This window comes from Pediococcus sp. EKM201D (assembly GCF_011800215.1).
Classification (GTDB): domain Bacteria; phylum Bacillota; class Bacilli; order Lactobacillales; family Lactobacillaceae; genus Pediococcus; species Pediococcus pentosaceus.
Genome location: NZ_JAALFK010000001.1, coordinates 272,761 through 298,750 on the forward strand (window position 1 = coordinate 272,761; position 25,990 = coordinate 298,750).

At 37.3% G+C, this 25,990-nt stretch carries 26 protein-coding genes; 2 read left to right on the top strand and 24 right to left on the bottom strand.

What is annotated here, in order from left to right; all coding sequences use genetic code 11:
* Positions 1-12: 12 nt before the first annotated feature.
* The 22 genes from grpE to HFC68_RS01430 form a co-directional block, all read right to left on the bottom strand.
* Positions 13-585, bottom strand: coding sequence for a nucleotide exchange factor GrpE (gene grpE, locus HFC68_RS01325; RefSeq protein WP_011673325.1), 573 nt, complete (start codon positions 583-585; stop codon positions 13-15).
* 10 nt (positions 586-595) lie between these two features.
* The gene (hrcA, locus tag HFC68_RS01330; RefSeq protein ID WP_002833622.1) at positions 596-1,636 is read right to left on the bottom strand and encodes a heat-inducible transcriptional repressor HrcA; all 1,041 of its coding nucleotides are present in this window, start codon (positions 1,634-1,636) and stop codon (positions 596-598) included.
* Between the two features lie 107 nt (positions 1,637-1,743).
* Entirely contained in the window at positions 1,744-2,688 is a 945-nt protein-coding gene (gene ribF, locus HFC68_RS01335; protein ID WP_011673324.1) for a riboflavin biosynthesis protein RibF, read from the bottom strand.
* Between the two features lie 3 nt (positions 2,689-2,691).
* Positions 2,692-3,591, bottom strand: a complete 900-nt coding sequence (gene truB / locus HFC68_RS01340; protein WP_011673323.1) for a tRNA pseudouridine(55) synthase TruB — start codon at positions 3,589-3,591, stop codon at positions 2,692-2,694.
* Positions 3,592-3,729: 138 nt separating this feature from the next.
* On the bottom strand, positions 3,730-4,080 hold the full coding sequence (gene rbfA, locus HFC68_RS01345) for a 30S ribosome-binding factor RbfA (RefSeq protein ID WP_002833619.1): 351 nt from the start codon (positions 4,078-4,080) through the stop codon (positions 3,730-3,732).
* 16 nt (positions 4,081-4,096) lie between these two features.
* Complete coding sequence (gene infB / locus HFC68_RS01350; protein WP_011673322.1) at positions 4,097-6,853, bottom strand: translation initiation factor IF-2; 2,757 nt, start codon at positions 6,851-6,853, stop codon at positions 4,097-4,099.
* A 12-nt stretch (positions 6,854-6,865) separates the two neighbouring features.
* Positions 6,866-7,168, bottom strand: coding sequence for a ribosomal L7Ae/L30e/S12e/Gadd45 family protein (locus HFC68_RS01355; RefSeq protein WP_002833617.1), 303 nt, complete (start codon positions 7,166-7,168; stop codon positions 6,866-6,868).
* Positions 7,169-7,462, bottom strand: a complete 294-nt coding sequence (rnpM, locus tag HFC68_RS01360) for an RNase P modulator RnpM (protein WP_011673321.1) — start codon at positions 7,460-7,462, stop codon at positions 7,169-7,171.
* Between the two features lie 21 nt (positions 7,463-7,483).
* Entirely contained in the window at positions 7,484-8,572 is a 1,089-nt protein-coding gene (nusA, locus tag HFC68_RS01365) for a transcription termination factor NusA (protein ID WP_002833615.1), read from the bottom strand.
* 13 nt (positions 8,573-8,585) lie between these two features.
* Positions 8,586-9,062 carry a ribosome maturation factor RimP gene (rimP, locus tag HFC68_RS01370; RefSeq protein ID WP_002833614.1) on the bottom strand — a complete coding sequence of 159 codons (477 nt, stop codon included), beginning with the start codon at positions 9,060-9,062 and terminating at the stop codon, positions 8,586-8,588.
* A gap of 119 nt (positions 9,063-9,181) precedes the next feature.
* Positions 9,182-13,495, bottom strand: a complete 4,314-nt coding sequence (locus HFC68_RS01375; RefSeq protein WP_088356025.1) for a PolC-type DNA polymerase III — start codon at positions 13,493-13,495, stop codon at positions 9,182-9,184.
* Positions 13,496-13,588: 93 nt separating this feature from the next.
* Entirely contained in the window at positions 13,589-15,304 is a 1,716-nt protein-coding gene (locus HFC68_RS01380; protein WP_011673319.1) for a proline--tRNA ligase, read from the bottom strand.
* A 27-nt stretch (positions 15,305-15,331) separates the two neighbouring features.
* Positions 15,332-16,594 (bottom strand): RIP metalloprotease RseP, encoded by a 1,263-nt coding sequence (gene rseP / locus HFC68_RS01385; protein WP_011673318.1) that lies wholly within the window; start codon positions 16,592-16,594, stop codon positions 15,332-15,334.
* A gap of 23 nt (positions 16,595-16,617) precedes the next feature.
* Complete coding sequence (locus HFC68_RS01390; RefSeq protein ID WP_041527001.1) at positions 16,618-17,403, bottom strand: phosphatidate cytidylyltransferase; 786 nt, start codon at positions 17,401-17,403, stop codon at positions 16,618-16,620.
* 10 nt (positions 17,404-17,413) lie between these two features.
* Positions 17,414-18,163, bottom strand: coding sequence for an isoprenyl transferase (locus HFC68_RS01395; protein WP_011673316.1), 750 nt, complete (start codon positions 18,161-18,163; stop codon positions 17,414-17,416).
* Positions 18,164-18,420: 257 nt separating this feature from the next.
* On the bottom strand, positions 18,421-18,981 hold the full coding sequence (frr, locus tag HFC68_RS01400) for a ribosome recycling factor (RefSeq protein ID WP_002833608.1): 561 nt from the start codon (positions 18,979-18,981) through the stop codon (positions 18,421-18,423).
* On the bottom strand, positions 18,981-19,706 hold the full coding sequence (gene pyrH, locus HFC68_RS01405; RefSeq protein ID WP_002833607.1) for a UMP kinase: 726 nt from the start codon (positions 19,704-19,706) through the stop codon (positions 18,981-18,983). Before pyrH ends, frr begins: the two co-directional genes overlap by 1 nt.
* Before the next feature lie 153 nt (positions 19,707-19,859).
* Complete coding sequence (gene tsf / locus HFC68_RS01410) at positions 19,860-20,738, bottom strand: translation elongation factor Ts (RefSeq protein ID WP_002833606.1); 879 nt, start codon at positions 20,736-20,738, stop codon at positions 19,860-19,862.
* A 115-nt stretch (positions 20,739-20,853) separates the two neighbouring features.
* The gene (gene rpsB / locus HFC68_RS01415; protein ID WP_002833605.1) at positions 20,854-21,636 is read right to left on the bottom strand and encodes a 30S ribosomal protein S2; all 783 of its coding nucleotides are present in this window, start codon (positions 21,634-21,636) and stop codon (positions 20,854-20,856) included.
* Between the two features lie 151 nt (positions 21,637-21,787).
* The gene (locus HFC68_RS01420; RefSeq protein WP_011673315.1) at positions 21,788-22,783 is read right to left on the bottom strand and encodes a D-2-hydroxyacid dehydrogenase; all 996 of its coding nucleotides are present in this window, start codon (positions 22,781-22,783) and stop codon (positions 21,788-21,790) included.
* 120 nt (positions 22,784-22,903) lie between these two features.
* Positions 22,904-23,191 (bottom strand): GIY-YIG nuclease family protein, encoded by a 288-nt coding sequence (locus HFC68_RS01425; RefSeq protein ID WP_002833603.1) that lies wholly within the window; start codon positions 23,189-23,191, stop codon positions 22,904-22,906.
* Entirely contained in the window at positions 23,172-23,927 is a 756-nt protein-coding gene (locus HFC68_RS01430) for a tRNA1(Val) (adenine(37)-N6)-methyltransferase (RefSeq protein WP_002833602.1), read from the bottom strand. Before HFC68_RS01430 ends, HFC68_RS01425 begins: the two co-directional genes overlap by 20 nt.
* A gap of 74 nt (positions 23,928-24,001) precedes the next feature.
* Between HFC68_RS01430 and HFC68_RS01435 the strand changes: the two genes are divergently transcribed.
* A complete protein-coding gene (locus HFC68_RS01435) occupies positions 24,002-24,646 on the top strand; it encodes a 1-acyl-sn-glycerol-3-phosphate acyltransferase (RefSeq protein WP_029257926.1) in 645 nt (214 codons plus the stop codon).
* Positions 24,647-24,657: 11 nt separating this feature from the next.
* Here the strand turns inward: HFC68_RS01435 and HFC68_RS01440 are convergent, their stop codons facing one another.
* Together HFC68_RS01440 and HFC68_RS01445 are read right to left on the bottom strand one after the other, a co-directional pair.
* Positions 24,658-24,879, bottom strand: coding sequence for a YneF family protein (locus tag HFC68_RS01440; protein ID WP_002833599.1), 222 nt, complete (start codon positions 24,877-24,879; stop codon positions 24,658-24,660).
* Between the two features lie 70 nt (positions 24,880-24,949).
* A complete protein-coding gene (locus HFC68_RS01445) occupies positions 24,950-25,198 on the bottom strand; it encodes a DUF896 domain-containing protein (RefSeq protein WP_002833598.1) in 249 nt (82 codons plus the stop codon).
* Between the two features lie 133 nt (positions 25,199-25,331).
* Between HFC68_RS01445 and lexA the strand changes: the two genes are divergently transcribed.
* Positions 25,332-25,961, top strand: a complete 630-nt coding sequence (lexA, locus tag HFC68_RS01450; RefSeq protein WP_002833597.1) for a transcriptional repressor LexA — start codon at positions 25,332-25,334, stop codon at positions 25,959-25,961.
* The last annotated feature ends 29 nt before the right edge of the window (positions 25,962-25,990 follow it).

Here is a 25,990-nt window from a genome sequence, read left to right on the forward strand (position 1 = left end):
TCTTCCTCTTTTTTATTGAGCTACGATTACCATTGCTGGTCGTAACACTCGATCTTTTAAAATATATCCTTTTTGTAATACTTGAACAACTGTATCGGCTGGATGGTCATCATCAGCTGGCACCGTCTGAACGGCTTGATGCATATTAGGATCAAAAGCTTGTCCTTCAGCTTCAATTTCAGCAACGTGATTTTCCTTCAAAGCTTTTAACAAATCGGTTTGAACCATCTTGACCCCTTTTAAGAGTTGTTCCGAAGCAGACTCAACTGCTAGAGCGCGTTCAAGATTATCAAGTGCTGGCAAAATTGCTTTTGCAAGTTTTTGACCATCATACTTGATTAATGATGCCTGTTCTTTTTCGTTTCGGCGACGCATATTAACAATTTCAGCTTGAGCACGAATATACTTGTCTGAAAGTTCATCGCGTTCAGCTTCCACCTTTTTAATGTCATCTAAAGCCGTTGTTGCTTGAGTTTCTGTAGTTAAATCATCATTATTAGTTGATTCAACATCTGTTGACCCTTCTGTTGAAGTAGCTTCAGAAACTTCTTCTTCTTTGACTTCTTCTTTTTTCTCTTTTGCCAATTCAATCCTCCTAACTATCATCAAGGTGCTTATAATATTCGAGCATTCGATTAGACAACTGATCTCTAAATGTATCAAGTAAGCCTAATGTTTTCGAATACTGCATACTAGTTGGACCGAGAATGGCAATTAATCCCTTGCCTCGACTACCAACATCATAAGTAGCAGTGATTAAGCTAAAATCCTTTAGTAAAGCATTGCTTAATTCATCGCCAATCTTTACATCTAAGTCACTCTGATTATTTCCAAGTAATCCATCAAGTTGATCATTCTCATTAAATAGAGTCAAAAGCCCTCTAATTGAACTAACATCTACATTCTTGGAGAAATTAAGGATATTCAACTTCCCTCCAATGAAGTAACGGTCCTGTGAAGACTGCGCAACTACATTTTCGAAAATATCAATAATTCCGTCGTTACTATGCAGATAATGCTCAACAATTTTAGGAATATCTGTTTTCAGGTGATAATAAACTTGATCAAGCGTTTCGCCAATCAAGCGATCATTCATAATTCTCAAGACGCGTTCGACAGTCTCACTATTCATTCCGCGGGGGATCGAAAATTGCTGACTAGTAACGTCGCCATTACTAGAAACCAAAATCAACATCACTTGATTCCCACCAAGTGGAACCATTCGAAAACCATCTAAAGTCGCATCTTTTTGGTCAGGTTTTAACGTTAACGCTGTATAATGCGTTAAATTTGATAACATTTCAGCCGAAGTTCGAACAATGTCATCTACTTCTCTAAAATGCATCCCCAGACCCTTTTGAATCTGTTGAGCCTCACTTTGATTTAACTTCTTGGGGCTTAACAAATGATCTACGTAATACCGATATCCCATCAAAGATGGAATTCTTCCAGAAGATGAATGCATCTTTTCAATCAGACCCATCTCTTCTAGCTTAGCCATATCATTTCTAATCGTTGCCGAACTCACTTTTACTGGAAGATTATTCATCAACGTTTTTGATCCGATTGGCTGACCATTCTCAGTATACTCTCGGACAATCTCCTCTAAAATTAACAACTCACGATCTGTTAACATGAAAATCACCTCTTTTAGCACTTAGAAAGTTGGAGTGCTAAGAACACTTAATAAGATACCAGAGGTTTGTAGAAATGTCAACTATAGTCAAATTTGGTCAGACATCTTTATAACTTGTTAAAAAATTCCCTTGTATCAGCTTCATCTTGATGCAGTTGTTCGATTAAAGCATCAACCGAATCAAATTTAATTTCACCTCGTAAGCGATGGTACCATTTAACTTTAACAGTCTCTCCGTAGATAGCTTCTTTAAAATCTAAAATATTAATTTCAGTAGTAACCGGACGACCTTCCCCGAAGACTACATTTTTGCCAACGGATGCCATTCCCTTATACCATTGGCCGCCTACTTTGATTTCAACAACATAGATTCCGATCCCAGGTGTAATTTGATTTTCATTAGAAACTATATTAGCAGTTGGAAAACCGAGTTCTCTTCCACGTGCTTCTCCATGAACCACCACGCCACTCGTTTGAAAAGCGTAACCTAGATAGGCATTAGCATCATCAATATTTCCTAACGATACCATCTCACGAATCTTATCAGATCCGATCTTATCATTCTTTAAAATGATTTTAGACACTTTAATGACCTCAAATCGTCCCTGAGCTAGTGCTGGTAAAGTATCCATGTTCGCTAGTTCAGCAGGTCCAAATGTATAATCAAAACCTGCAACTACCACTTTGGCATTTAAGTCCACCATATATTGTTGAACAAAATCTTCGGGACTTAAACTACCAAATGCAGAAGTGAAATCAACAACGTAAAGTATATCAACGCCTAATTCGCGCATTAACTCTGCTTTTCGTTCTACTGAAGTTAGGTAGCTTAACGGGCTAAAGTTACGATCCTGTTCAAATACTACCGACGCATGATGGTTAAACGTCATTGCTGCCACCTTTAAATGCTGTTCTCGGGCCTTTTGGCAAGCTTGCTTAATAACTGCTTGGTGTCCACGATGAACACCGTCAAAGAAACCTAAAGCTAGTGCTACAGGTTCTGCTGGAATTATTTTTTTTGAATATGGATGATGTATTCTTACTATTTGCATTTTCTATCTCACCAACAACATTTTTTTAGGAATATAGTTTTGACGATTTGTATCATACTGATATAACGCCTGAATATTCCCATTATATTTTAAAGCTATGATTTCATCAGTTTGCGGACGATTCAAAAATCCTCCATTTTTAACAATTTCCCATTCAACATCTGAAATTGTAATTGTATTAAAGTTATCCAAGGCCCGATCTAAAGGTTGAATAACCGTCGATAAACGATCTTCATCTCGTGCTTGTTCTAAGTCGGATAACGTCAGGCATTCCTCAATTTTGAATCCCCCACTAGCCAAGCGACTTAAATCAGACATCACCGCTGGTAATCCAAAATGACGACCAAAATCAACTGCTAAAGTTCTCACATACGTCCCCTTGCCACAACTAACCTTGAAATAAATAGTTTGTTGTCCCTTTTCTGCATCAAAAATTGATGGGCGAGTTTGAACAAAATCATAAACCTTAATTTGACGCTGAGGACGTTCTACCGTCTCACCAGCGCGGGCGTATTCATATAACTTGCGGCCCTTAACCTTTACTGCGGAATACATGGGTGGAATTTGAATTAAAGTTCCTGTCATTGCAGTCAAAGTTTGATTAATTTGTTCGTCCGTTAATGGTTCATCAAGTTTTTTAGTTTCAACTACTTCACCATCTAGATCTTCCGTAGTAGTCGAGAAACCTAACGTAATTGAACCTTGATAAACTTTTCCAAATCCCATTAAATAGTCCACAACTTTCGTAGCTCTGCCAACACAAATTGGTAAAACCCCGTCAACACTAGGATCAAGGGTTCCACTATGACCAACTTTTTTAGTTCTTAAAATACCACGAACCTTGGCAACAACATCGTGACTTGTCATTCCTCGTTCTTTATTAATTGGAATTATTCCATCCATTTTGGTAACCTCTCATTCTGTACTTAAAATGCACTCTTCATAGCCATTTTACATTACTTATATCGTATTAAAAAGATTTCGTCCTATTTATTTAGGTCCAAACAAAAAAGAGCATGCCATTAAGCATACTCTTTTGGATTAATCACGATTTAATTTATTGAGTAATTGATCAATTTTATCACCATATTGAACAGATTCATCTCTGATGAAACTAAGTTCCGGTGTCTTGTAAATTGATAGGCGGCTACCTAACTCTTTACGAATTAAACCAGATGCCTTTTCAAGACCCGCCTTGGTTTTTTGATCATCTGATGCTTTATCAGATAAAATACTGTAATAAATTTTTGCTTGTTGTAAATCACCTGTCACATCAACGCCAGTGATTGTAACTCCCTCAACGCGAGGATCACGCACACGACGACGAAGGATATCACTCACTTCTTTTTCAATTTCTTGAGACAAGCGATCCGAACGGTATTGTCGAGCCATAATAGATTCCTCCTATCTACTCAACTGGTACTTCTTTCATGCGGTATGCTTCGATAACATCACCAATTTTGATATCATTGTAATTTTCAACCGTTAAACCAAGTTCAAATCCTCGTTTAACTTCTTTAACATCATCCTTGAAACGTTTAAGACTACCTAGTTTACCTTCATAGATAACTACACCATCACGAATCAAACGAACTCCGGAATCACGTGTAATAAATCCTTCAGTTACAAAACCACCAGCAATTGTACCCACACGAGAAACCTTGTAAGTTTCGCGAATGTCAACTTGACCAATAATTTCTTCTTCGTAAACTGGTTCAAGCATTCCCTTCATTGCTGATTCAACTTCATCGATTGCGTTATAGATAACACGATGGAGACGAATATCAACATCTTCAGAGTCAGCCATTTGTTTAGCTTGAGCTGTTGGGCGAACATTGAAACCAATGATAATCGCATTACTTGCAGCTGCAAGGGTAACGTCACTTTCGTTAATAGCTCCAACGGCCTTATGAATGATATTAACTCGAACACCTTCAACTTCAATCTTTTGTAAACTATCAGCTAAAGCTTCTACAGAGCCTTGAACATCAGCCTTGATAATGATGTCAACCTTCTTCATTTCGCCTTCTTTAAGGGAATCAAAGAGATTATCCAAAGTAACATGGTTGCTACGTTTACGTTCTTCCATTTGAGCACGTTTAGCACGTTCTTCACCAGCTGCACGAGCTGATTTTTCGTCATCAAAGACTACGAAACGATCACCGGCTTCTGGAACACCGTTCAAGCCAGTAATTTCTACTGGGGTTGATGGAGTAGCTTCTTTCACTCGACGGCCATGTTCGTTAACCATTGTTCGAATCCGTCCAAAGGTGTTACCAATAACAATTGGATCACCAACGTGCATTGTACCTTGTTGAACTAAGATTGTTGCAATAGAACCTTTACCAGGATCCAATTGAGCTTCAATTACTGATCCAGCAGCATTTTGATCTGGGTTAGCTTTAAGTTCTAGAACTTCTGCTTGAAGTAAAATCATATCAAGTAATTCATCGATATTTTGACCTAATTTAGCTGAAATTTCAACGAAAATCGTGTCTCCACCCCATGATTCAGGAATAAGACCATATTCAGTCAATTGTTCCATAACATGGTTAGGATTTGCTCCTTGCTTATCAATCTTGTTAACGGCGACGATAATTGGAACATTAGCAGCCTTAGCATGGTTGATAGCTTCAATAGTTTGTGGCATTACACCGTCATCAGCAGCGACAACTAAGATTGTAATATCCGTAACATCAGCACCACGAGCACGCATTTCAGTAAAGGCCGCATGACCAGGAGTATCAAGGAAAGTAATCAACTTATCATCATGCTTAAGTTGGTAAGCACCGATTCCTTGAGTAATACCACCAGCTTCTCCTTCAGTGATATGACTATGACGAAGTTTATCAAGTAAGGTTGTCTTACCATGGTCAACGTGTCCCATGATAGTAACAACTGGAGGGCGTGATACAAGGTTAGTTGTATTCTTTTCTTCGTCTTCAAAAATCTTATCAATATCTGAAATATCAACTTCAACTTTTTGTTGAGCTTCGATTCCATAATCGGCTGCTAGAAGTTCCACTGTATCATTATCAAGTGATTGATTTTGGTTAACCATTACACCCATCATGAACAATTTCTTGATGATTTCTGCTGGTTCACGATGAATCTTCTTAGCAATCTCTGCTACATTGATGCCTTCGCTGTATTCTAATACATCTGGCAATGGACGTTCCTTACGAACAGTAACAACTTTGTTAGTTGTTTCCTTCATCCGCCCATCGCGTTTAGCTTTTCTATTTCTCTTTTTGTTCTTACGGTTTTCTTTATTAAAGGGACGATTTTGGTTGTTTCCAAAACGGTTCCCACCCCTAGAATTGTTGTTACGTCCACTAAAACGATCTTGCTTCTTTTCGCCACTATTATTAGCTGTCGTAGCTGCTGGAGCAGCTGGTCTAGTTGTATTGTTAGCTGGGCGATTATTAGTCGTCTGATTAGTATTATTTGGACGACTTGGACGATTTTCATTGTTACGATTGTTATTGTTAGGGCGATTATTATTATTCGTACGATTTACATTGTTACCGTTACGATTATTGTTGTTTGGACGATTTTGGTTATTACGACCTTCCCGACGTTGTTCACCTGGCTTAGCGCTATTCGTGCGTTGACGATTAGCTTGGGGCTTCTCGTTAGCAATTTCGCGGTTAGCTTGAGCAGCCATACGGGCAGCCTCTGCTACTGAAGCACGAATTCGATCTTGTTTTTCATCGCGCTTAGGTTGGTTAGGACGATTACCATTACGGTTGTTATTTTGATTACGATTGTTGTTTGGACGATTTTGGTTATTGTTTGGACGACCATTTGTATTATTACGGTTTTGGTTGCCATTTTTGTTATTGTTATTGTTTCTTGTAGTACTTTCATTATTTGATGATTTCAATCTTTGAATACCCTTCGTTCCATCAGCTGCTGGATGGTCGCTTTTCTTAACCACAGTTTTACCAGTTTTGCTTGAACGGAATTTAGGTGTCCGTTTTTCTTCCGGTTTGGTTGTAGTAGTATTTTTTTTGAAAGCATTGCGTAAATGCTTTTCAGAAGCATCGTCTAGCGTCGACATATGGTTTTTTACATCAAGACCATCGGCCTGCGCCTTTTCAATAATATCTTTACTCGAAACGTTGATTTCTTTGGCTAATTCATAAATTCTTTTTTTGCCCATCGTTTCACGCTCCTATTCATTTATTTTCTTTAGTAACCCCTTTGCAAAACCATTATTTTCAGTTGCCACTACCGATCTTTCCTGCCCAATTGCTTTGGAAAGATCTTCTTTAGTTCCCAAAATAGTGAATGGAACTTCGTAAAAATGACACTTATCAATAATTTTTTTCTTTGAGGACTCGCCAATATCTTCTGTTACCAGAACGAATTTGGCTTTCTGACTACGAATTGAACTGAGTACTAGTTCTTGACCAGTAACCAAGTTACCTGAACGGCGCATCAATCCGAGATATTTACTAATATTTTCTTTAATCATTTACTTACCAAATAACTCTTTTCGTGCTTGCTGATGATCAACATAAGCAATTAAGTCATCGTAGAACTGGTCGTCAACTTTAATTTTAAACGCTTGATCAAAAGTTCGCTTCTTTTTTGCCTTTTTAGCAATTTCGACATCTAATCCAATATAAGCGCCTCGTCCTGCAGCTTTACCCGTCGGATCAATAGCTACTTCGTTTTCCTTATTTTTAACAACTCGCACGAGTTCCTTTTTAGGAAACATTTGATTTGTCACAATGTCTTTACGCATTGGTATTTTTCTGGTTTTCATCAAGAACACACCTCCAATGGTTTATTCAGCGGTTTCTTCTGTACTTTCTTCAGAATCTTCTTCTTCAGCATATTCTGATGCATCTGTTTCCGATTTGATGTCAATCTTGAAGTTAACAAGTTTAGCAGCTAAACGCGCATTTTGTCCACGACGACCAATTGCTAATGAAAGCTGGTAATCTGGAACGATTACCATGCAGTAATTTTCATCTTCTTCATTAAATAATACGTCAATAACTTCAGAAGGTTTCAAAGCATTAGCTATATATTCTGCTGGGTCCTCTTTCCATTCAATAATATCCATGTTTTCACCATGAAGTTCATTGACAATCGTTTGAACACGTTGGCCCTTAGCACCCACACATGTCCCAACTGCATCAATATCAGGATCATTAGAACGTACCGCAATTTTAGCACGATCACCAGCTTCACGAGCAATCGACATAATCTCGACCGTTCCATCATAAACTTCAGGAACTTCTTGTTCAAAGAGCCGTTTCAAAAGTCCCGAATCCGTTCTTGAAGCAAAAATTTGAGGTCCCTTACCGTTATTTTCCACCTTCGTAATATAAACTTTAATATGATCATGAGGTTCATATTGTTCACCTGGGATTTGGTCTGACTTAGCCATCACAGCTTCGACCCCACCCAAGTCAACATATACGTAACGATTGTCACGGTGTGATACTTCGCCTGTAACAATTTCATCTTCGTATTGACCATACTTTTCGTAAATTACACCACGTTCAGCTTCGCGAACCCGTTGCATAATAACTTGTTTAGCAGTTTGAGCTGCAATTCGGCCAAAGTTTTTAGGAGTAACTTCAAATCTGATTTCATCATCCAATTCGTATGCTCGATTGATCATCAAGGCGTCAGCTAAACTAACTTCCAATTGATCATCTTCAACTTCTTCAACAACTTTTTTAACGGCGTAAACATGAATATCACCTTTACGATCATTAAATTCTACTTCAACGTTTTGAGCCTGTCCGTAATTACGCTTGAATGCCGAAACTAATGCAGCTTCAAGTGCTTCAACGATAACTTCTTTTTTGATTCCCTTTTCTTTTTCTAAGATATCAAGAGCGGTAATCATTTCTTTACTCATTTTAAACTCTCCTCTAAATCTTGATTGCTAATCTAGCAAATGCAACCTGATCATACGTTACTTTAAGTTCTTTATGTCTAGTCTTATCTAAATAGTCCAAAACAATTTCATCATTTTCAAAGCTTTTAAGGTAACCTTCGAAAACTTTTTGCTTATTAATCGATGCATATAGTGAGATATGGATATATTCACCAATTGATCTCGTAAGATCTTCCTTCGTTTTTAAAGGTCGTTCAGCCCCTGGAGAAGACACTTCTAAGAAATAAGCTTGTGGAATTGGATCTGGATCTTGTGCGTCCAAAATTTCACTTAGCTCATCACTGACCATGGCACATTCTTCGATGTTAATGCCACCAACTTTGTCAATATAGACTCTTAGGAACCAACCTTGACCTTCTTTTACAAATTCAACTTCAACAAGTTCAAAATTATGGCGATCAGTAATTGGTTGGACTAATTCTGTCACCTTTTCAATAACATTGTTACTCAAACTTGAACCTCCAGAATTATATTTTGCCAATAAAAAGAGCGAGCATCGCTGCTCACTCAATTAACGAGTATCAAATTACTACTCTGAATATACCATTATATGGGCATTTTTGCAAATCATCAGAATAAACTAAGCTGATTTTCATCCGGCAACTCCGATAAAACGTTGTTCTCAGTCATGAAATCAATTAAAGTTTGCGAAACATGTCCCCGCTTTGACAAGTCTTCTTTGGAAAGGAATGGCTTGTCTGCTCGCGCAGCCACGATTTGTTTAGCAACGTTCAATCCTAAACCTGGTAAAGCATTAAATGGTGCAATTAAGGACTTGCCTTCAATTAACCATTCTTCAGCATCTGATTTTTCAATATCAATCATTTTGAATTCAAAACCACGTTCTAACATTTCGTTAGCTAATTCTAACACGGTTAGGAGATTTTTTTCCTTTGTCGACGCATCGTTACCTTTATCATTAATTTCTTGCATGCGATTTTTGAGGGATTCTTTCCCGCGTGCCATCGAAACAATGTCAAAGTCATCTGCTCGTACCGTGAAATATGCTGCGTAATAAACCAATGGATAATAAACCTTAAAGTAGGCAATTCGTAAGGCCATTAAAACATAGGCTGAAGCATGCGCCCGTGGGAACATATATTTAATCTTTCCACAAGATTCAATGTACCAATCGGGAACATTAGCCGCACGCATCTTATCTTCATAGCCTTCTGGAATTCCCTTTCCCTTACGCACACTCTCCATAATTTGGAAGGAGGACTGTGAATCTAAACCATAATGAATTAAATCCATCATAATATTATCACGACAACCAATAACTTCTTTCAAAGTTACGGTACCCGCCTTGATCAATTCTTCGGCATTCCCTAACCAAACATCAGTACCATGTGATAATCCAGAAATTTGGAGAAGCTCTGAATAACTAGTTGGATGGGTTTCTTCCAACATTCCTCGCACAAATCGCGTACCAAACTCAGGGATTCCTAAAGTTCCTGTTTTAGATTGAATTTGATTTTCATCAACGCCTAAAACTTCTGGGCCAGAGAAAATTTTCATCACCCCGGGGTCATCAGTTGGAATGGTCTCTGGATCAATTCCTGATAAATCTTGTAGCTTACGAATCATTGTTGGATCATCATGTCCCAGAATATCCATTTTCAGAATATTATCATGGATAGAATGAAAATCAAAATGAGTCGTTTCCCAAGCAGCCGTCTGATCATCAGCGGGATATTGAATAGGACTAAAATCATATACATCCATATAATCAGGAACAATCAAAATTCCAGCCGGATGTTGTCCAGTCGTTCGTTTAACACCAGTTGCGCCCTTAGCCAAACGTTCAATTTCGGCTCCGCGCAAATGCTGATTAGTATCTCTTTCGTACGCTTTAACATATCCAAATGCTGTTTTATCAGCAACCGTACCAATTGTACCAGCTCTAAACACATTATCTTTACCAAATAAAACTTGCATATAATTATGCGCAATAGGTTGATAATCTCCCGAGAAATTTAAATCAATATCGGGGACCTTATCTCCTTTGAAACCTAGGAAAGTTTCAAACGGAATATCTTGTCCATCACCAATCATCCAAGTTCCACATTCCGGACATTCTTTATCTGGAAGGTCATATCCAGAACCATATTCACCCTTGGTATAGAAGAATGAATATTGACACTTAGGGCATCGATAATGAGGCGGTAATGGATTAACTTCTGTAATTCCAGACATTGTAGCAACAAAACTAGAACCAACTGATCCACGCGACCCAACTAAATAACCATCTTTATTACTCTTATGCACTAGGCGCTGAGCAATTAGATAAATTACGGAGAAACCATTTCCAATGATACTAGTCAATTCTTTATCTAATCGTTCTTGAACAATTTCCGGTAATACTTCACCGTACAAAGCATGTGCCCGATCCATCGAAAGCTGTTTGATTCGGTCTTCAGCACCTGGCATTTTAGGTGTATACAATTTATCTTTAACTGGGCTAATTCCGTCATCTACACTATCAGCGATTTTATTCGAATTTTCGACAACAATCTTGTGTGCTACTTCTGGACCCAAGAAAGAAAAGTCTTCCAGCATTTCATCGGTAGTTCTAAAATGAACATCAGGTAATTCTGAACGATTTAAAGGATTAGCCCCACCTTGCGAATTAATTAAAATCTTACGGTAGATATAATCTTGCGGATTGAGATAATGAACATCTCCCGTTGCGACCACTGGAATATCTAGATCCTCACCTAATTTAACAATATTGGCAATGATTTCCTCTAACTTCTTATTATCACTAACTAATTCTTGTTCGATTAATGGTTGATAAACCGGTTTAGGCATTACTTCCAAGTAATCATAGAATTTAGCCTTTCGCCGTGCATCAGCATATCCTTTTTGCATCATCGCCGTAAAAACATCCCCGCTAGAACAAGCAGAACCGACAATAATCCCCTCGCGTAATTTTTCTAACTCAGAGCGAGGAATTCGAGGTACACGATAGTAATATTTAACATTTGACATTGATACTAATTTAAAAAGATTTTTTAAACCTGCTTGGGTCTTAGCAATTAAAATGGCATGACTTGGCCGTGCATGTTTATATGCTTCATTTTCAGTCATGTGATCATTTAGTTGATCATGATATTCAATCCCATAACGTTCTTCGGCATCTTTTAAGAAGAGATAACACAAATGTCCTGTAGTTTCTGAATCATAAATAGCCCGATGATGATGTTCGAGTGCTACCCCAAATTTTTTGGCCAAAGTGTTTAAACGATAACCTTTCAGAGTAGGATACAAGAACCGCGCTAACGTTAAAGTATCAATTATGGGATTTTTTATTTCTTCCATCCCATGTCGGAGGTAACCTGTATTCATAAAACCAATATCAAAAGTTACATTATGTCCCACAATAATAGCATCTTCATAAAATTCTCTAAATTTGGTGAAAACTTCTTTTTCAGACATTGAACCACGTACCATTTCGTCCGTGATACTAGTCAGATTAATTGTAGTTTCCGAAAGAGGAAAACCCGGATCAATAAATTCTTCGAACTGATCAATTACATTTCCATTTTCCATTTTGACCGCCGATAGTTCAATCACCTTGTCATAAATTGCAGACAAACCCGTAGTTTCCACATCAAAGATTACATATTTGCCGCCCTTCAATGGGCGATGTTCACTGTTATAGCCAATTGGAACTCCATCATCAACTAGATTAGCTTCAACACCGAAAAGTGTTTTAATACCACTTTTTTTACCAGCTGCATGGGCTTCAGGGAAAGCTTGTAATCCAGCGTGATCTGTGACTGCAACCGCCGGATGCCCCCACTTAGCAGCTTGTCCTACCAAATCGCTAATTCCGTTAGTAGCATCCATCGTACTCATATTAGTGTGTAAGTGTAATTCAACTCTTTTATCAGTTGCTGTATCTTGTCGATCAGCGTGGTCGACTTCCATGATATCGTAAGCATTCATCGTTAGATCTTTCATAAAACTATCTTCTTGAATACTTCCGCGAACTCTAACCCACAAACCTTTTTTAATGGCCGAGAATAATTGTTCATCGGCCTCATTACGAGAAAACTTCTTGATGGTAATAGACGATGTATAGTCCGTCACCTTAAAGATTAAAAGTTGACGCTCCGAACGAAGGGTCTTAACTTCTGCGTCAAAAATATACCCTTCAATGGACACCGAACGTTCTTCTTGGGTAATATCTCTCAACTGAACAATATTGTCCTTACCATTAATTGGTTTACCCATTTGCACTTTACCATTAAATTCAGGCATCGCTTTATCAGAAGCTTTCTTTTTACTTTCAGCTTTTTTAATTGCTTCAGTCGCTTTTTGAACAATGGCTTGATCACGTTTAATTTTTTCTTCATGATAAGCTTGCAAACGTTCTTGAGCAGTATTGTCATCGATTGTAGGTTTAATTTTAATCGGACCAAAACCAACTTTTTGATACGTGTTACTAAGAGTCTGCAAAACATCGTCATTGAGAAAGTTCTTAGTAATTTGATTATCTACTTTGACAACTAATTGTCCATCTTTAAACTCTGGAATCGACTTATCACATAACACTTGTAGAAGTGATGATTGAATACCACTATTCTTGATAATCCAATCCCAATAATCGGTTGCATGGGTTGCAACATTATTTTTATTTATAGTATCAATTGAAAAATCAATTTGAGCTATTGACCCAAACGTATTAACCAATTGATGATGAAATTCAACAAAGATTTGTAAAGGTAAAATATCATTAAACTCAAAACTAAACGTCCAACGCTTGGAATTGGAGTGCACAGTTAAATCTTTGATTGAACCATCTTTTAATTCAGCATTATCCAATAAATCAATTTGCTCTAATAAAACTCTGAATTGTTCATTTTCTGACAAACTCACTCTTTGGTCCCCCTGATGTTACTAATCCATTAAAAATATTTGCTACAAATAATTAAAGCTGGGATTCCCCAGCTTTAATTGGTTTATTTACTTTTATTGAGCTTGGTTTAATAAAATTTCTACCGTGTTATTTAGTTCCGCAACCTTAACTTCGACTGCTTCCCCTGTCTTACGTAACTTGACTTCAACAATGCCTTCAGAAGCTTTCTTACCAATGGTAACACGAAGTGGGATTCCAATTAAGTCTGAATCCGCAAACTTAACTCCGGCACGTTCCTTACGATCATCTACTAATACATCGTAACCTGCTTTAGTTAGTTCTCCGTTAATTTGGTCAGCAATTTCCATTTGTTCCGCATTCTTGGCATTAACTGGAATTACATGGACATCATAAGGAGCAATATTCTTAGGCCATACAAGCCCATTTTCATCCGATTGTTGTTCAGAAACAGCTGATAGTAAACGACTCACCCCAATTCCATAACAACCCATAATTACTGGGATTGCTCGTCCGTTTTCATCTAGTACCTTAGCATCCAAAGCTTCAGAGTACTTTGTTCCAATCTTGAAGATATGACCAATTTCGATTCCCTTAGTGAATTTCAAAGCACCCTTACCATCCGGAGCAAGTTCGCCTTCACGGACAGTACGAATATCAGCATATTCATCAACGGTAAAATCGCGTTCAACATTAACATTTTTCAAATGGAAACCATCTTCATTAGCACCAACAACGCTGTTAACCATTTGTTCAATATATTTATCTGCTACAATCTTTAAATTTTCTGGTTTGTTTTCAAGTACTGGACCAAGCGAACCCACGTGCGCACCTAGAAGTTCAAAGGCTTCTTCCTCCGTTGCTTCTCGAACCTCATCAGCGTGCAAAAGATTTGTAAGCTTAACTTCATTTAGTTGATCATTACCACGTAGTAAAGCCAAAACAGGTGCTTCATCGACAATTAAAACCATAGTTTTAATTAAACGGTTGCTATCCACATCTAGCTTAGCAGCAACTTCATCAATTGAATGCGCATCATCAGTAGCCACTTTAGTAAGTTCTTCTTGATTTTCATGCATTTGAAGATCTGTGTAGACACTACTTGCCATTTCTAAGTTAGCAGCATAATCGCTTTCTTCTGAGTAAGCGATTGTATCTTCACCAATAGAAGCAATAGCTGAAAATTCTTTGGAATCTCGACCACCCATTGCTCCGGCGTCACCCACGATTTCACGGAAATTAAGACCACAACGTCTAAAAATGTTTTGGTAAGCTTTTTCGAAATCACGGAAACTTTGGTCTAACGTTTCTTCATCAGCGTGGAAAGAATAAGCATCTTTCATTAAAAATTCACGGCCGCGTAGTAATCCATAACGAGGACGATCTTCATCGCGATATTTCATTTGGATTTGGTATAAAGAAAGTGGAAGTTTCTTGTATGATTTAACTTCGTCTCGAATCAATGTAGTCATGGTTTCTTCGTGTGTTGGTCCAAGAATAAAATCACGATCATGACGATTCTTAAATTTATAGAGTTCTTGACCATATGTTTCATAACGGCCTGATTGCTTCCATAATTCAGCTGGTAAAACCGCTGGAGTTAACATTTCAACGGCGTCGATTGCTTCCATTTCTTCACGCACGATTTTTTCAATCTTACTAATCACTTTATAAGCTAATGGTAAGTATGCATACATTCCGGCCGAAATTTGACGGATGTATCCTGCCCGAAGCATCATTTTATGACTTAAAACTTCGGCATCATTTGGGACTTCCTTTACAGTAGAAATAAGAATTTTTGATTGTTTCATAATTGAATTTGAACTCCTTAAGTTAATTTAAAAAAAGTATCTTTGAATATCATTCCAAGTAACTAACAGCATTAATATCATTAAAAATCCAAAGCCAATTAGCGTAATCACATTTTCGGTTTCAACTTTTAAAGGTTTTCTTCGAATCATTTCAACGAAATTTAGGAGAATTTTTCCTCCATCCAAAGCTGGAATTGGTAATAAGTTAACAATCCCCAAGTTTAGGGATAGAAAACCTAGCACATACAGCACTGACATGAAGCCTTGATGGGTAGCTTGAGAGGTCGTGGCATAAATTGCAACAGGACCGCCTAAATCATTCAAACTAAAGCCATGTAGCATCTGTCCTAAAGCGGTAAACAAACTCTTAGCCATTTGCCAAGTTCCAGTGAAACCATATAAAACTCGCTTACCTAAATTAGTTGTCATGGATGATTGAACACCAATCATACCCACTTTTTTACTACCATTACTTGCTAACTTAGGTGTTAATGTGATTTTCTTTATTTGCTTTTGACGTAATACTTCTAAAGTCGTTTTTTGATTTGGACGAGCTGAAACTGCCTTAGATAATTGACTCCAATTATCTGTTTTTTGTCCTTCAACTCTAACAATACGATCATTATTTTTAATTCCTGCTTTTTGAGCAACACCATTTTCAACGACTTGTACTTGGTTAGTATTAGCCGGAACTGCTCCCTGCATAACTCCCATTATCGCAAAAACAACGATGGCCAAAACAAAATTATTAAATGGTCCAGCAAAATTAGTAATTAGTCGCTGCCAAATCTTAGCAGATTGAAATTGAACATCACGCGGTGCAATTCGAACTTCTGTCCCGTCGGATTCGACTATCGATGCATCATGATCAATTTCAAAATGTTTAACTTCGTCTTCGTTACCATTTTCATAACCTTCAATGAATAATTTATCTTGTAAGTCAAAACTGGTTACATCAACTGGAATGCCCATCAAATTTTGAACTTTACTAGAAGTATTAATAATCGTCACTTGTCCAGTATTATCCGTGGTTAATGTAACATGTTGTCCCGCTTTCAATTCATCTTCTTGTTCATCGAGTCCCGCCATTCGAACATAACCACCAATGGGAAGAATCCGTAAAGTATACGTAGTTCCATTACGCTTCAAATCAACAATTTTAGGACCCATCCCAATTGAAAATTCACGAACTAAAATACCGGACTTTTTAGCAGCAACAAAATGCCCATACTCATGGACAACAACTAAAATTAAAAATACAACAATAAAGGTAATAATCGTAGTTATCATAAATAACTCCTAACTGGCAGATTTTATAGTAAACCTAATAAATATGCCATTGGCAATACTAGCAATAGACTATCAAAACGGTCAAGGATTCCTCCATGACCTGGTAAGATGCGACCAGAATCTTTAACACCGTAATAACGTTTAAGAGAAGATTCTACTAAGTCTCCTAACTGACCTGCAATTGAAAGGAATAGCGTCATTAAAATTGTAGCTAGAATTCCATAATGGATTAGTCCCGTTACTGAGAAAATAATTCCAACAATAACTGCAACTATGGTTCCGCCAATGGAACCTTCCCAAGTCTTATTGGGGCTAATTTGAGGAGCAAGTTTAGTCTTACCAATCTTTCTTCCGACTAAGTAGGCTCCACTGTCTGTACTCCAGACGGTTAGTAGCAGATACATTAACATTCCTAAGCCCACCGTTCGAGCTTGAACAAACATGTTAAATCCGAATCCAATGTATAGCATTGTCAATGTTAATACACCAGCATCATCGAAATTGAAACGATTTTTACTGAAAACAACTCTCACCATCAACGCAATGGCAAAAATCAAAGAAACAAATGGTGTATTAATTTGGCTTGGTAAGTCGTGCATCCATGACTTAGGGGCAACCAAGAATAACGTTCCTAAGATACTAATAATTGCTTCAGGAGTTACCAACAAAATTCGTTTCATAATTAAAACTTCACTCATTGCCACCACGGCTAGGGCCAAGGCTGCAATCTCGATTAATGTTCCTCCAAGAAAGACAATTGGAATAAAAATTATTAACGCTACTACGGCAGTAATTACTCTTTGCTTCAAAATTAATTCCTCACTTTTTAATTGCACCAAAACGTCGATCACGTTTTTGATACTCTTTTATCATTTCAATAAAGATTTTTTCGTCGAAATCTGGCCAAAGTGTGTCAGTAAAGACTAACTCACTATATGCAATTTGCCAAAGTAAGAAGTTCGAAATTCGCTCTTCTCCACTGGTCCTAATCAATACATCTGGATTAGAAAGTTCGCCTAAAAAATTAGTTTGTAGATGGTTTTCAATAACCTGCTCATCAATTTTATCCACGTCCAATTGTTTGGTATTAACAGCTTGAGCAATTGACTGGACCATCTTGGTAATTTCGTCCCGACTTCCATAGTTAAGAGCAAAATTTAAAATCATCTTTGTACCTTGTGCGGTGTCCTCGATCGCTTTTCGTACAGCATCTTGAGTCGCTTGGGGAAGGCCGTCGATATCTCCAGTTACTCGAACCTGGACCCCCTCTTCAATCAATTCTGGAACAAATTTATTGAAAAAAGTAATCGGTAATTTCATTAAGAATGAAACTTCATCTTGGGGACGTTTCCAGTTTTCCGTCGAAAAAGCGTATAAGGTTAACACCTTTACGCCCAACTTACTAGCACTTTTAGTAATAGTCTTAACGACTTCCATTCCTCGCTTATGACCAGCAACACGTGGCATAAATCGTTTCTGAGCCCAGCGTCCGTTACCATCCATAATAATGGCAACATGCTTTGGAATATTTTCATTTAATTCTGTTTCAAGTTTTTGATTCATTTTCATCAAAAAACCTCCAAGCTAATGGTTATTATTTTACCAAAAAAAAGCTACAAAATCATTGTTCTGTACAAATAAACGGACAACGACTATTAAAGATACGTCAAACATCTTCAAAACTACCTAAAAACACATGATTTTTATTGTACCATACCAAATTTTGATACTTTTTGGTTGAAGTTGGAATTTTTCAATAACCAGTAAAGCACCCCAAAAGTTGAGTTTTCACTACAATTCTTGGGGTGCTTTATCAAAAGTTAATACTAGCCTTCAAGGACTTCTTTTTCCTTATTAGCTACGATTTCGTCTACAACTTTAATTGCTTTATCCGTACTATCTTGAGTTTGTTTTTCTAAATCATGGAATTCATCATCATTGTAGTCGCCATTTTTATTAGCCTTTTTCAAAGTGTCCATTGCATCACGACGAATATTACGAACTGCTACTTTAGCTTTTTCGCCTTCTGCTTTAACATTCTTGGCTAAATCTTTACGGGTTTCTTCAGTTAATTGAGGAACTACTAAACGAATTGCTGAGCCATCATTAGCAGGATTAATCCCTAGATCTGACATTAAAATAGCTTGTTCAATGTCGTTCAATACGCTCTTATCATAAGGAGTAACTAACAATACTCGTGGTTCCGGAATGGTAATTGAAGCCATTTGATTAAGTGGAGTTGGAGCTCCATAATAATCCACTGAGACTTTATCAAGTAATGAAGCATTAGCACGGCCAGCACGGATTGAACCTAGATCACGTTCTAAAACATTCTGTGCCTTTTGCATTTTTTCTTCAGCTTTTTGGATTATCTCATTTTTTGCCATTATTCTTCTCCTCTAACCGTTGTTCCAATATTTTCACCTGCAACAACCTTTTTAATGTTACCTGCTTGGTTTAAGTTGAAAACAACTAATGGAATATTATTCTCCATCGAAAGTGAACTTGCAGTAGTGTCCATAACATTAAGTCCTTTATCAATAATATCCATATGTGTTAATTCGTCAAATTTAACTGCATCAGGGTCTACGTTTGGATCGGCAGAATAAATACCATCTACGCCGTTTTTAGCCATTAAAATTGCTTCCGCCCCAATTTCAGCCGCTCTTAAAGCTGAAGTTGTATCAGTTGAGAAGTATGGGCTACCTGTACCAGCAGCAAAGATTACTATGCGATTCTTTTCAAGATGACGAACGGCCTTACGACGAATGTAAGGTTCAGCGATTTGACGCATTTCAATGGAAGTTTGAACGCGAGTTGGAACTCCTAGTGATTCTAGGCTATCTTGAAGTGCTAAAGCATTCATAACCGTACCTAGCATACCAATATAGTCAGCTTGAACACGTTCCATTCCAAGCTGTTCACCAGTTTCTCCACGCCACATGTTCCCACCACCAACAACGATGGCAATTTGTACTCCTAGGTCATGCACGTCACGAAGTTCTTCAGCAACCTTTTGAATTACTGGTGGATTAATACCTGTTCCTTTATCTCCAGCAAGTGCTTCACCACTCAGCTTCATTATTACTCGCTTGTATTTAACTTCCGACATATTACGGCCTCCTATGTTTAATTTCCTTCATTAATTCTATCATAAAAATGCGGCAAACCACACTGTTATTACGTGTAAAATCCTACAAAAAAGCGAATTAATTGAGCTAAACTCATATTAATTCGCTTTTTAAATATCCAAAAACTCTGGGTTTTATTGGCCCATTTCCTTACGAACTTCTTCAGCAAAGTCAACAGTTTGTTTTTCGATACCTTCACCAACTTCAAAGCGGATAAATGACTTAACTTTACCACCCTTTGAAGCAACATATTTAGCAACTGTTTGGTCAGGATCTTTAACATATTCTTGATCATCTAAACTAATTTCAGCCAAGAACTTGTTCAAACGACCAGTAACCATCTTTTCGATGATGTTAGCTGGTTTGCCTTCACCTTCAGCTTCTTTGCTAAGTACTTCACGTTCGTGGTCCAATACCTCAGCAGGTACTTGGTCACGGTTAACATACTTAGGGTTGATAGCTGCAACGTGCATAGCAACGTCTTTAGCAGTTTCTTCATCAGCACCTTCAAGCAATACAAGCGCTGCAATTTTACCACCCATGTGAAGATATGAACCGAAATGTTCGTTTTCACCCTTTTCTAAAGTAGCAAAGCGACGAAGAGAAATCTTTTCACCAATTACTTGAGTTGCTTCGATGATATCATCATTCAAAGTACCCTTTGGTGACTTCAATTTAAGAGCAGCATCAACATCTGCAGGTTTTTCAAGTGCAACTTGTGAAGCAATTTCCTTAACTAAGTCGATGAAACGATCGTTTGATGCAACAAAGTCAGTTTCTGAATTAACTTCTACAATTGCAGCTGTGTTGTCATGCATTTCAACATCTGCAAGACCTTCAGCAGCAACACGGTCACTCTTCTTAGCAGCCTTTGCAATACCTTTTTCACGGAGAAAATCAACTGCTTTGTCCATGTCACCTTCTGTAGCAACAAGTGCTTTTTTAGCGTCCATCATACCAACACCGATTTTATCGCGTAATTCTTTTACTAATTTAGCTGAAATACTTGCCATTTTTATGGCCCCCTTAGCTTTTTATATTACTAATACCAATTTGTGATTCCGTAAAAAAAGGCCGCGCGTAATCTCAGGCCTAAAAGGTCTCAAATCACGACAGCCTAAGTGATAATTATTCTTCGTTGCTTCCTTCTTCAACAGACTTCTTCAAGTCTTCAAGAGAGTCCTTGCTTACGCCTTCAGCGACTTCTTGTGAAGCTTCTTCTTCGTCTTCACCTTGGCGACCTTCGATAACAGCGTCAGCCATCTTAGCAGTGATTAAACGAACGGCACGAATAGCATCATCATTTGATGGGATAATAACATCAACTTGATCTGGATCAGAGTTTGTGTCGACCATAGCTACAACAGGAATATTCAATTTTTGAGCTTCCTTGATAGCAATTTGTTCCTTACGAGGATCAACAACAAACAATACGTCTGGAGTATGAGGCATATCTTCGATACCACCCAAGAATTTTTCAAGCTTGTCTTTTTGCTTGTTCAAAAGAGCAACTTCTTTCTTAGGTAGACGATCAAATGTACCGTCTTCTTCCATTGCTTTCAAATCTTTCAAACGCTTGATACGTTTTTGGATTGTGTTCCAGTTTGTAAGAGTTCCACCTAACCAACGATGGTTAACAAAGTATTGACCAGCACGTTTTGCTTCTTCTTCGATAGCAGTTTGTGCTTGCTTCTTTGTACCAACAAAAAGAACTACACCATCATTTGCAGCAACATCTTTAACGAAGTTATATGCATTGTCAATTAATTTAACAGTTTTTTGTAAATCAATGATGTAAATACCATTACGTTCAGTAAAGATAAATGGCTTCATCTTAGGGTTCCAGCGACGTGTTTGGTGTCCGAAATGTACACCAGCTTCAAGCAATTGTTTCATAGAAATAACAGACATGTTATTTTCCTCCTAGTTTTTCCTCCTTGATTATCTACGGTTTCGGGACTCAAACTAGTTGAGCACTCCGTCAACTTCCAATCAAGTGTGTTTTTGACCTACAGGCCGAATATAATTTTAACCTAACTAAAGTCGCATTTCAAGCTAAATATTAGTCAAACTTAACTTCATTTCTTGCAGCACCTTTTTCAATTAGTGCTTTATTATTTTCAAGAGCAATTTGTACCATATTTTTAACTGCTGGCTTAGTATAAAAAGCCGCATGTGGTGTGATTTTTACATTACGTCTACTGTATAAATCATTAAATACGGGATCATTGATTGGGTCATTTTGGTGATCCACATCAAAAATACCTACTTCGTCTTCATAGGTATCTAGTGCCGCACCAGCCACCTTACCACTATCTAAAGCCTTAAGTAATGCCTTCGTGTCAATCAAGCTACCGCGAGCAAAATTTAGAACAAATACCCCATCATGCATCTGTGCGAACGCTTCATCATTTAACATATGGTAGTTATCTTTTAAAGCGGGAACATGTAAGGTAATAACATCTACTTGACGATAAAGTTCTTCAAGCGAGTCAACATAGATTCCTTCTTTTTCAAGTTCTGAATTTCGGAAAACATCATAAGCAATCACTTTAGCTCCAAAGCCTTTAAAGATATTAATGGCCGCACGCCCAATTCTTCCGGTACCAATAACTCCTACTGTCATTTGGTTAAGTTCTAGAGCAATATCTGGTTCCCATCTGAAATCACCACGAGCCATCTTAGCATCAAATTCTGGAATTCGACGAATTAAAGCTAGGAGTTGGGTTACTGAAAGTTCTGCAATCGCCATTGGAGAGTACGCTGGAACATTGGTAATCTTAATATTATTTCGCTTTAAAGCCTCAACTGGAACATTATCAACACCAACGTTACGAAGCGAAAAGGCATGAATCCCGAATTCATTCATTTTATCGAACAAATCATCTGTATAAGGTTTCTGTTGATATGCAACAACTCCGTCATAACCCTTAGCTTGTTCAATCGTGTTGGAGTCCAACAATTCGCTAACAGCCTTTACTTCAATTTTATTATCTTTAACCCATTCTTCTAGGTAAGGTTTTTCGTCATCTCGAATGCCATAAGCAATAATTTTCATCAAAAATTCTCCTCTCAGACTTGGCTAAATAATTTGTTTTACATACTGTATCATGATTCAAAAAATATTACAGTATTCAAACTATTAAATTAGTCGTTAATCGCCTTAACTGTACCACTATTATTTTAAATTTGTTAATGAAATACCGTTCTTTTTAAGAAATTTAATTTTACTACTTCGCGTTCGTTGCTTGAACTGATATTCTGCAGACATTGCGTCATGCTGATTATCAAACGATTCAAAATAAATTAATTGAACTGGTCTTCGAGCCTTAGTATATTTGGCACCTTGTCCCTTATTATGGCGTTCAACGCGGTTAATAAGATTTATGGTATAGCCACCATATAAAGTGTTATCCGCACAGCGTAAAACATAAAAATAAAATCCGTTAGTCAGTGGAATTTCCATATAATAACTCCTTAATTGCTTTAGAGTATTCCAACCCCTCATAAATAACTATTGGTGGTAAGATTCTAGTTCCATTAGGCTTACCGTCTTTAATCGCTTCGATTAAAACCATATTAGCTTCGTCTCCTGCGTGAGAATGTGCAAATTGAATTCGTTTAGGTGCCAATCGATTTTTAACTAATTTGGTTAAAATTTCAGGTAGTCGATCCGGTCTATGTACCAAAAATAATTTTCCGTTCATTTTTAACATCTTTTGACTCACCTGAAGAACTTCCTCTAATGAAGTCGTTAATTCATGCCGAGCAAGTGCCAAATGTTCATTGGGATTTTTCTTGCTACTAGGTAAATCTTCAAAGTAGGGTGGATTACAAACAATGTTATCTATGGAATCAGCATTAATTTTCGTTAACGCATCTTTCAACGGCATGTTGTAAACATCATAACGGTCAGTTAAATCGTTCAACTGAATACTCCGCATTGCCATCTCTGCTAATCGTGACTGAATCTCAACCATTGTCACATGGCCGGCAGTCTTTTTTGAAAGAAATAAACCCACTGCTCCATTTCCAGAGCAAAGATCGACAATTTTAGTCTTACTAGCCTTTTTAACCTCAGCAAAATTGGCTAATAATACCGCATCAAGTGAGAATGAAAATACTGATGGACTTTGAATAATCTGAATATCATCGCGATATAATTGATCAATTCGCTCGTCACTTTTTAACTCAACTTGCATTTAAAACTCCTTTTCTTTACCAATACTTCATAATATAATCAAATTAATAAATATATGAAAGTACAGGTTATCTTATGTTTTATTCATTTATTAAACACTTTGTTTCTTCATTGATATTTCTTATTAATGGGAAACCTGATGTACACAACTCAGAACGTTTACCAGAAGGTAGTTATGTGTTAGTAGCTCCCCACCGCACGTGGTTTGACCCAGTGCTATATGCCCTAGCTGCTTATCCGCAAAGATTTTCTTTTATGGCTAAAAAGGAACTCTTTCAAAATCGGTTTTTAAGCTGGTTAATTACTAAATTAAATGCTTTTCCTGTTGATCGTCAAAATCCGGGTCCTTCAGCCATTAAAACCCCGGTTAAGATTTTAAAAAAGGGAGAATTATCAACCATTATTTTTCCTTCAGGAACTCGACATTCCCAAGAGCTTAAAAATGGTGCTTTCGTAATTGCCAAATTAGCTAACGTCCCCATTGTACCAGCTATTTATCAAGGACCATTAACCTTTAAAGGACTATTTACTCGTCAAAAGATTCATATCAACTTTGGTGAACCGATTACTATTGATCGTAAAACGAAAATGAATGACGAAAACTTAGCAATGCTAGAAGAAGAATTAAACAATGCTTTTGTTAAACTTGATAATGAAGTTGATCCTACGTTTAAATACATTGACATTTCGAATAAAGAAACAAAAAAAGCGTCCAAATAATGGACGTTTTTTTATTTCTTAGATTGATTTTGCATCGCAGTCATCATTTGATGGAGCTTCTTTTGTGATGGCTTTTGACCCATCTGAAGCATCATTGTTCTAAGCATATCCTCGTTAATTGGGGGGTTATTCTTCAAATAATTCTCCATGTAACGACGAGCAAAGAAGAAACCACCAACTGCACCAACAAGCAATGCGATGATTACAATCATAATCCAAATTCCAGTTGACATTTACAATCCTCCTTACCAACGACTTACCTATTCATTTTACACAAAAACGGCTAAAAACAAAAGCCCCGTTCTAATCGTCACGTAAGCCCTTTTTTCGTTGAACTTCTTTTACCTTTTCAGGTGTGACTTCTTTGCCTTCTTTATCAAAAATTTGCATCATTTCAACTTGACTTCTGAAACTCTCTCGGAACTTCTTCAAATATTTTTGACGCAGATCTTTTCGCTCGATAATCTCTAAGTCACTAAGTCCTTCTTCTTTTGCTTTTTTAGCAAGTTCATTGATTCTCTTAATTAATTTTTGCATTTCTTGATCGGCCATAATAAATCCCTCCGTTATTAGTAGCTTAATCATACTATGGAAAGCTTTTAATTTCAATTTTTAAGGCGAACATTTGTTTGAGTATTAGGATTTTTTATGATAAAATAACAACAAATATTTATGAGGTGAAAAAATGGCAAAAAATATCAGCACTAAGCAACTCAGCGTTCTGGAATATATTTATAAAACAGTTAACGCTCAAGGATATCCACCTACAGTGCGTGAAATTGGTAGTGCCATTGGACTATCATCTACTTCCACTGTTCATGGACACATTGATCGTTTACAAAAAAACGGCTTTTTAGAAAAGGATCCTACTAAGCCCCGAGCTTTAGAGGTAACAAAATTAGGTTTAGACGCTTTAGGAGTACAAGATAAAAATCCTACTATTCCCTTACTGGGAGTAGTTACTGCCGGTGAACCAATTTTGGCTGTTGAAGAAGCTACAGATTTCTTCCCTGTTCCTCCAGAGTACGAAAATGATAGTAGTAATTTGTTCATGCTTACCATCCGAGGAGAAAGTATGATTAATGCCGGTATTTTATCTGGTGATCAAGTTATTGTTAGAAAACAATCTACAGCCGACAATGGCACCATTGTAATTGCTATGACTGATGAAAATGAAGCAACTTGCAAACGATTCTATCGAGAATCCGATCACATTCGACTTCAACCAGAAAATGATACGATGGCCCCAATTATTTTGGACAACGTGACTATCCTCGGTAAAGTTGTTGGTTTATTTAGAGATAACATCTACTAGATGTGACTTTCCTATTGATTTATTATGTT